The following is a 7,181-nucleotide window of genomic DNA, read 5'->3' as shown; positions in this document are numbered from 1 at the left end:
TTGCGATCGCAAAAGGTAACGACGGCCTGATCAACCGTCATTTACTACATAAAAAAGGACACAAGACTATGTCAATATTAGCATTCCAAATGCCCGATAAGGTCGTGATGGAGAAGTCCGACGATTTTCACGGGATATTTGAGTTTAAGCCATTGGAGAAAGGCTACGGAGTAACGATTGGCAACGCGCTGCGTCGTATTCTGCTGTCTTCTTTGGAGGGATACGCCATTACGAGCGTAAAGTTTCCCGGCGTCCTGCACGAATTCTCGACCATCGAGGGCGTGGTGGAAGATGTCACGGAAATTATTCTCAACCTGAAATCGATCCGCCTCAAGAAGGTAGTCGATCTGGTGGAGAACCGCATCGAGGTCAATCTGAAAAACGTATCGGTCGTTACGGCCGGCGACCTCGGTAAATTCACGAGTTCGTATAAGGTGCTGAATCCAGACCAGGTGATTTGCCACCTCGACGACAAGAAGGAGTTCGAGATGGAGATTCTGGTGGACAAAGGCCGGGGCTACGTTCCCGCCGATGAACCCCGCGCCAACGAGATTCCTTTCGGCCACGTAGCCATCGACTCGATTTACACGCCCGTTAAAAACGTGCGTTACAGCGTTGAGAACACCCGTGTGGAACAGAAGACCGACTACGAGCGGCTTTTGCTCGATATCGAAACCGACGGCTCGATTCATCCCGAGGAAGCGCTGAAAGGTGCCGCCAATATTCTGATTCAACACTTCATGCTGTTCTCCGATCAAACGATGACGTTTGAGAAGCAGATGGCGGAAGAAGACAATCAGGTGGATGAGGAAATGCTGCGGATGCGCAAGTTGCTCAAGACCAATTTGTCGGAACTAGACCTTTCCGTTCGTGCTTTCAACTGCCTGAAATCGGCCGATTTGAAGACGCTGGGCGATCTGGTACGTCTCGAAATTTCGGACATGATGAAGTTCCGCAACTTCGGTAAGAAGTCACTGACCGAATTGGAGCAAATGGTAGCCGAAAAGCAACTCACGTTCGGTATGGACGTGGCAAAGTATCGTCTTGACGAAGAATAGGAAATTAATTGTGAATGAGAGAATTAGTGAATGAGAGAATGTTGCTTTCGTGCACCTACTTTTTTATTCACTCATTCACTCAATCACTCATTCAAAATTAAATCAGTACGTATTCTGTAGCGCGAACAAACTAACCGCCGCTCGAAGCTACTAATCAATCCCAAAAATGAGACACGGAAAGAAACACAATCACCTCGGCAGAAAGACCGCCCACCGCCACGCTATGTTGTCCAATATGGCGGCATCGCTGATTTTGCACAAACGCATTGAAACGACGGTCGCCAAGGCGAAAGAATTGAGAACCTACGTTGAGCCCCTGCTGACGAAAGCAAAAGACGATTCGACCCACAGCCGCCGTATGGTGTTCAGGAAACTGCGCGATAAGGAGCCGGTGAAAGAATTGTTTGACGTGGTAGCCGACAAAATCGCCGACCGTCCTGGTGGCTATACCCGCATCATTAAGCTGGGCACTCGCCTTGGTGACTCCGCCGAGACTTGCATGATGGAGCTGGTCGATTTTAACGAGACATTCCTTCTGAGCAACGCCGATAAGCCAACGCGTACGCGCCGCAGCCGTCGAGGTGGTAAAAAGTCAGGTGACAGCACCGAAACTGAATCTCCGGTGAAAGCCGAAGCAATCGATCAGGAAGCCACGATGAAATCTGGTGCCGCTGATTTGGCCGAAGCCAATGCACCCGAAGAAATTCAGGCAGCTGAGGAAACAGTAGAAGTTGAAGCTGCTGCTCCCACCGAAACTACCGAAGTTGAAGAAACGGCTGAGGTTGCTGAGACTCCGGTTGCCGCTGCTCCTGAAGCAGCCGCAGAGGAAGCTTCCGCTGAACCTGACGACCTGACCAAAGTGGAAGGCATCGGCCCCAAAATCGCCGAGGTACTGACCGAAGCGGGTCTCGACACATTCGCCAAAGTGGCTGACTCGACGCCCGAAGCCATTCGTGAAATCATGGATGCCGCTGGTTCGCAATATGCTTCGCATGATCCTGCTACCTGGCCGCAGCAAGCCAAACTTGCCGCTGATGGCAAGTGGGACGAACTGAAAGCTTGGCAGGATGAACTTGACGGCGGACGCGAAAATTGATAGTACAGAAATCAGAAATGATTGCAAATAAATAGAAAAAGGGGTTGAACGTTTTCGTTTGACCCCTTTTTTTGGCATAAACCATTACTTTTGCGCCCGTTGCGCTAATCATACCAAAACACATGACACAATCAAAAGAAGCATTGCTATTGTTGGAAGACGGAACAGCCTATCGGGGTCTGGCTCTGGGAAAAAAAGGCACCACGGGCGGCGAAATCTGCTTTAACACCGGAATGACCGGGTACCAGGAGATTTATACCGATCCATCGTACTATGGCCAAATCGTCGTCAATACCACGCCACACATCGGTAACTACGGCGTGCAGTTGAATACCGAAGAGGAATCAACCAGTGTGAAAATCAAGGGCATGGTGTGCAACACCTTTTCTGATGATTACTCACGTCACACGGCAGACTTTTCCTTGCAGGAGTACTTTGAGCGGGCCAATATCGTGGGCATCAGCAATGTGGATACGCGCCAACTCGTGCGACACGTACGGGAGAAGGGCGTGATGAACGCTATTATTTCTTCCGAGATTTTGGACGAGAAAGCGTTGATGGAAGAATTGAAAAAAGTCCCTTCTATGGCCGGACTGGAACTCTCGTCCGTAGTGAGTACGACCGAACCATATTTCATGGGCGAGGAAGACGGAAGCCGCTGGCGCGTCGCGGTCATGGATTATGGCATCAAGAAAAGCATCCTAAAGAACCTAACGGAGCGCGGCTGTTATTGTAAAGTGTTTCCTGCCCAAACGCCCTTCGCCGAAGTAATGGAATGGCAACCCGACGGCTTCTTTATTTCCAACGGCCCCGGCGATCCCGCCGCAATGATGTACGCCGTGGAAACAGTAAAGGAAATGGTAGAATCCGGCAAGCCGCTGTTTGGCATTTGCCTGGGTCACCAACTATTGGCCGAGGCCAGCGGGATATCCACCTACAAAATGCACCACGGCCACCGGGGGCTGAACCATCCAGTGAAGAATCTCATCACAGGTCTGTGTGAAATCACTTCGCAAAACCACGGTTTCTCCGTCAATGCCGAAGAAACTTCGAACCAGCCCAACGTGGAGGTGACCCACATCAACCTCAATGATAAAACCGTCGCGGGCATCCGGCGTAAAGACCGCCCTGCCTTCTCGGTGCAGTACCACCCCGAGGCGTCGCCTGGCCCGCACGATTCGCATTATTTGTTCGATGAGTTCGCGCGGATGTTGGAGGAAGTGTAGAGTGATAACAATTTGGAGGACTGTACAAACCGATAAATGTTAGAGCCTTCGAGGAAGAGAACTAAACTTCCTTTTGAGGGCTCTGATATTTATCAAGCACTACTACTCAAGGATAACTCCTTCACATTCCAAATTGAAGACCATTACAGAATCTTTTTTATGTATAAAGAATTTCAATTCCCCCCTTTTCTTTATGACTGTGTCTCCTTTTGAAATATGGTCGTTGAAGTCAAGTGCCCATAGATAATTTCCGCCCACAAAAGTTACTATTCTGTTTTCGAGTGATACCCCCTTCAATCTGAAACTATACGCTGATTCTGCTGGGACGGTCACGATCATGCTGATTTCATCTGGCCTATACGCGGCCGCTATATCTTCACAGGTTGCCTCTCGAAGGCAACTGACGGAAGCAAAAATAGCAAGGATCATATAGAGCAGATACTTCATCTCATAGAAAAGCAAATAACTCGAAAGCCTCGAAATTCCCCCTACATATTCTCCTCAATCACCGTCCGAAACTCTTTTTCCGGCATTAGCCCAATACCCCGCCACAGCAACTTCCCCTTCTTGTAAAGCAGAAAAACCGGAATCTCATCCACTTGCAGGCTTTGCGCCAGGGCTTTGTTTTTGTCATAATCGATCGTCTCAATGATCGCCTTGCCCTTATACTCTTCGGTAAGCTTATGAATGGTGGGTAGCATTTTCTGGCAGGGCGCGCACCATTTGGCAAAGAAGTCAATTAGCACGGGTTTATCAGAAGCGATAAGTTTCTGGAATGCTTCCTGACTCATGCCCGTTGGTTCGGAGACGGCTTTTTCATCTTTCTCGAAGGGCATATTGGCTGACGACCATTTCAGAAATCCTCCCTGCATATCATAGACTTCCTTGAAACCATTCTGCACCAGCAACTTAGCGGCTTGTCCGCTGCGGCCACCCGACAGGCAATAGACGTATACGGGCTTGTCCTTATCCAGCGTGGCTAGTTTTTGCACGAAGACCGGATCTTTGATGTCAAAGTTATGGGATTGGGCGAGGTGTCCCTGCGCGTATTCGCCGGGCGTACGAACGTCCAATAATTGACTCTGTGGTGTGGCGGTAAGCTTATGATTGAAGGCATCGACAGCTAGAGGAATCTGAGCAAATAGCGCTTGACTAGATAATACCAACATTATCAGTAAGCGGAGCGCCGCTCGGAGGCATTTTAATGGTTTCATGTCGGTTCCCAAATTTTTACGTTAATTTTGTTTTTGATAAAATTAACCATTTACCCTGATAAACCCCAAAACTGTTCATGAGTACCATACAGTCCGTACACGCCAGACAAATCCTGGATTCCCGAGGAAACCCCACCGTAGAAGTAGATATTCGCACCGAAAATGGCTATTTGGGCCGCGCCGCCGTGCCTTCGGGGGCCTCCACGGGCAAGCACGAAGCCGTGGAATTGCGCGACGAAGACGATAAAGTATATGTCGGTAAGGGCGTGCTTAAAGCCGTAGAGAACGTCAACGATATTATCTACCCCGAGCTGATCGGTATGTCGGTGTATGACCAGAATCTAATCGACAAGATTATGCTGGAACTCGACGGAACCACAAACAAAGGAAAGTTGGGCGCTAACGCCATCTTGGGTGTGTCACTGGCCGTGGCCAAGGCCGCCGCGCAGGAAGCGGGGTTGCCGCTGTACCGCTACATCGGCGGAACCAACGCCAACACGTTGCCCGTACCGATGATGAATATTCTCAACGGGGGGAGCCATGCCGATAACTCCATCGACTTCCAGGAGTTCATGGTGATGCCCGCTAAGGCGGACACTTTCTCCGATGCCCTGCGCATGGGCGTGGAGGTGTTTCATACTTTGAAGAAAGTACTTAAAAGCAAGGGATACTCCACCAACGTCGGTGACGAAGGCGGCTTTGCTCCCAACATCAAATCCAACGAAGAAGCGATCGAAATCGTGATTCAGGCTATCGAGAAGGCAGGATACAAGCCGGGTGAGGAGATTTTCATCGCCATGGACGCGGCTGCTTCCGAGTTCTACGAGGGAGGAAAGTACCATTTTAAGAAATCGGATGGTCGAAAGCTGTCGTCGCAGGAAATGGCCGACTATTGGACCGACTGGGTGAACAAATACCCCATCATTTCCATTGAAGATGGCATGGACGAGGACGACTGGGATGGCTGGAAAGCTTCTACTGAAGCTATCGGCGACAAGTGCCAACTCGTGGGCGACGATCTGTTTGTTACCAACGTCGAGCGTCTGCAAAAGGGCATCGACGAGAAAATTGGCAACGCAATTCTGATTAAAGTCAACCAAATTGGCTCACTGACTGAAACCATTGACACCGTAAACCTGGCCAAGCGCAACAGCTATAAGAACATTATGTCGCACCGCTCGGGCGAAACGGAAGACTCGACCATCGCTGATCTGGCTGTGGCCTTGAATACTGGACAAATCAAAACGGGTTCAGCCTCGCGCTCCGACCGCATGGCGAAGTACAACCAACTCCTCCGCATCGAGGAGGAACTAGGCGAGACCGCTTACTTCCCTGGCTTGAAGTTTTAAGTAATATCTTCGAAAAACCGGAGCTTCACGCTCCGGTTTTTTCTTCTGTTCTCATGGCTCAACTCCCTACCTGGCTCTCCCGCCTCTTGGTGCATTTGCGCAAGTTCTACACCGGAACGCTGGTGGCATGGCTGGTCTGGATTATTTTCATCGATGACAATAACCTCTTCGTTTTGCTGGAAAACAGGCAAAAAATGAAGGAATTGGAGCGCGATCTCGGTTATTACAAAGAGCAAGTGAAGTTAGTGAAGAAAGAACACAAAGAAGTGTTCGGCAGCAATGCCATGCTCGAAAAATGGGCGCGGGAGAAGTACCTCATGCGCAAACCGACTGAGGACGTGTACGTGATCGTGGACGAGAACGGTCAGTCGATCGAAAAGGAAGAATGATCAATATTCTCTTTGTTTGTCTCGGGAACATCTGCCGTTCCCCTATCGCGGAGGGGGTCTTTCGGGACTTGGTTGAAAGGGAAGGCTTGTCAAAAAAAATCAAATGCGATTCAGCAGGAACGGCTTCTTACCACATCGGCAGCTTGCCCGATCGCCGTATGCGGCAGATAGCGTGGGAGAACGACATCGAACTTAACCATAAATCTCGGAAACTAGCGGGAGACGATTTTTACAATTTCGATTACATCGTCGCAATGGACGAAGCCAATTTTCAGGACATTCGCAATCAAAGCTATCGCAGCAGCGGATTTTACTTTCCCGAAGATAAGCTGTTTCTCTTTCGCGAGTTCGACCCCGAACTCATCAAGCCTGACGACACAGCCCAACTCAGCGTGCCCGATCCTTACTACGAAGATATTGCTGTTTTCGATGAAGTGTATCGCATCGTAGTGCGGTGTGGTGCCCAATTTTTAGAATATCTAGTTGAAAAGAATCAATTGAAAAAATGAACAAGAAAGTAATATTAATCATCATGGATGGCTGGGGTATTGCCAGGAGTGGCGAGGAAGAACGCTCCGCCATTCTCGCCGCCAAAACTCCTTATTATAATAGTCTACTTGGAAAATATCCGCACAGTAAGTTGCAAGCCAGTGGTTTAGCCGTAGGATTGCCCGACGGCCAAATGGGGAACTCAGAAGTAGGCCACACCAATCTCGGCGCGGGCCGCGTAGTTTATCAGGATTTGGTAAAAATAAATCTGGCTGTGGAAGACGGCTCGCTGGGGCAAGAACCCGCGTTGGCCGATGCGCTGGATTATGCTAAAACCTCGGGAAAGAAGGTACATTTTAT

8 protein-coding genes and 1 pseudogene are annotated in these 7,181 nt (G+C 49.6%); 7 read left to right on the top strand and 2 right to left on the bottom strand.

Annotated elements, in window-relative coordinates:
- Positions 1 to 68 precede the first annotated feature (68 nt).
- The 3 genes from ACEW8P_RS07965 (at position 69) to carA (ending at position 3,380) form a co-directional block, all read left to right on the top strand.
- The gene (locus tag ACEW8P_RS07965) at positions 69 to 1,058 is read left to right on the top strand and encodes a DNA-directed RNA polymerase subunit alpha (protein ID WP_373512560.1); all 990 of its coding nucleotides are present in this window, start codon (positions 69 to 71) and stop codon (positions 1,056 to 1,058) included.
- A gap of 166 nt (positions 1,059 to 1,224) precedes the next feature.
- Complete coding sequence (rplQ, locus tag ACEW8P_RS07960) at positions 1,225 to 2,154, top strand: 50S ribosomal protein L17 (RefSeq protein WP_373512559.1); 930 nt, start codon at positions 1,225 to 1,227, stop codon at positions 2,152 to 2,154.
- Between the two features lie 122 nt (positions 2,155 to 2,276).
- Positions 2,277 to 3,380, top strand: coding sequence for a glutamine-hydrolyzing carbamoyl-phosphate synthase small subunit (gene carA, locus ACEW8P_RS07955; RefSeq protein WP_373512558.1), 1,104 nt, complete (start codon positions 2,277 to 2,279; stop codon positions 3,378 to 3,380).
- A gap of 102 nt (positions 3,381 to 3,482) precedes the next feature.
- On the opposite strand, the gene ACEW8P_RS07950 is transcribed toward carA, so the two are convergent.
- Both ACEW8P_RS07950 and ACEW8P_RS07945 read right to left on the bottom strand, forming a co-directional pair.
- A complete protein-coding gene (locus ACEW8P_RS07950; RefSeq protein ID WP_373512557.1) occupies positions 3,483 to 3,827 on the bottom strand; it encodes a hypothetical protein in 345 nt (114 codons plus the stop codon).
- 41 nt (positions 3,828 to 3,868) lie between these two features.
- The gene (locus ACEW8P_RS07945; RefSeq protein WP_373512556.1) at positions 3,869 to 4,594 is read right to left on the bottom strand and encodes a thioredoxin domain-containing protein; all 726 of its coding nucleotides are present in this window, start codon (positions 4,592 to 4,594) and stop codon (positions 3,869 to 3,871) included.
- 77 nt (positions 4,595 to 4,671) lie between these two features.
- Here ACEW8P_RS07945 and eno point away from each other — a divergent pair, with 77 nt between their 5' ends.
- The 4 genes and pseudogenes from eno to ACEW8P_RS07925 all read left to right on the top strand — a co-directional run.
- Complete coding sequence (gene eno, locus ACEW8P_RS07940; protein ID WP_373512555.1) at positions 4,672 to 5,943, top strand: phosphopyruvate hydratase; 1,272 nt, start codon at positions 4,672 to 4,674, stop codon at positions 5,941 to 5,943.
- 53 nt (positions 5,944 to 5,996) lie between these two features.
- Entirely contained in the window at positions 5,997 to 6,332 is a 336-nt protein-coding gene (locus ACEW8P_RS07935; RefSeq protein WP_373512554.1) for a septum formation initiator family protein, read from the top strand.
- Complete coding sequence (locus tag ACEW8P_RS07930) at positions 6,329 to 6,841, top strand: low molecular weight protein-tyrosine-phosphatase (protein WP_373512553.1); 513 nt, start codon at positions 6,329 to 6,331, stop codon at positions 6,839 to 6,841. Before ACEW8P_RS07935 ends, ACEW8P_RS07930 begins: the two co-directional genes overlap by 4 nt.
- Positions 6,838 to 7,181, top strand: a pseudogene (locus ACEW8P_RS07925) (2,3-bisphosphoglycerate-independent phosphoglycerate mutase); the annotation flags it as partial. The gene ACEW8P_RS07930 and the pseudogene ACEW8P_RS07925, both read left to right, overlap by 4 nt.

Source organism: Persicitalea sp. (assembly GCF_041751555.1).
Classification (GTDB): Bacteria; Bacteroidota; Bacteroidia; order Cytophagales; family Spirosomataceae; genus Persicitalea.
The sequence above is the reverse complement of the archived record's forward strand: the minus strand, read 5'-3'. Positions and strand labels throughout refer to the sequence as shown.

Coding starts and splice junctions, on each gene's coding strand:
- ACEW8P_RS07965 (WP_373512560.1), top strand. CDS start 69: ATGTCAATATTAGCATTCCAAATGCCCGATAAGGTCGTGATGGAGAAG.
- rplQ (WP_373512559.1), top strand. CDS start 1,225: ATGAGACACGGAAAGAAACACAATCACCTCGGCAGAAAGACCGCCCAC.
- carA (WP_373512558.1), top strand. CDS start 2,277: ATGACACAATCAAAAGAAGCATTGCTATTGTTGGAAGACGGAACAGCC.
- ACEW8P_RS07950 (WP_373512557.1), bottom strand. CDS start 3,827: ATGAAGTATCTGCTCTATATGATCCTTGCTATTTTTGCTTCCGTCAGT.
- ACEW8P_RS07945 (WP_373512556.1), bottom strand. CDS start 4,594: ATGAAACCATTAAAATGCCTCCGAGCGGCGCTCCGCTTACTGATAATG.
- eno (WP_373512555.1), top strand. CDS start 4,672: ATGAGTACCATACAGTCCGTACACGCCAGACAAATCCTGGATTCCCGA.
- ACEW8P_RS07935 (WP_373512554.1), top strand. CDS start 5,997: ATGGCTCAACTCCCTACCTGGCTCTCCCGCCTCTTGGTGCATTTGCGC.
- ACEW8P_RS07930 (WP_373512553.1), top strand. CDS start 6,329: ATGATCAATATTCTCTTTGTTTGTCTCGGGAACATCTGCCGTTCCCCT.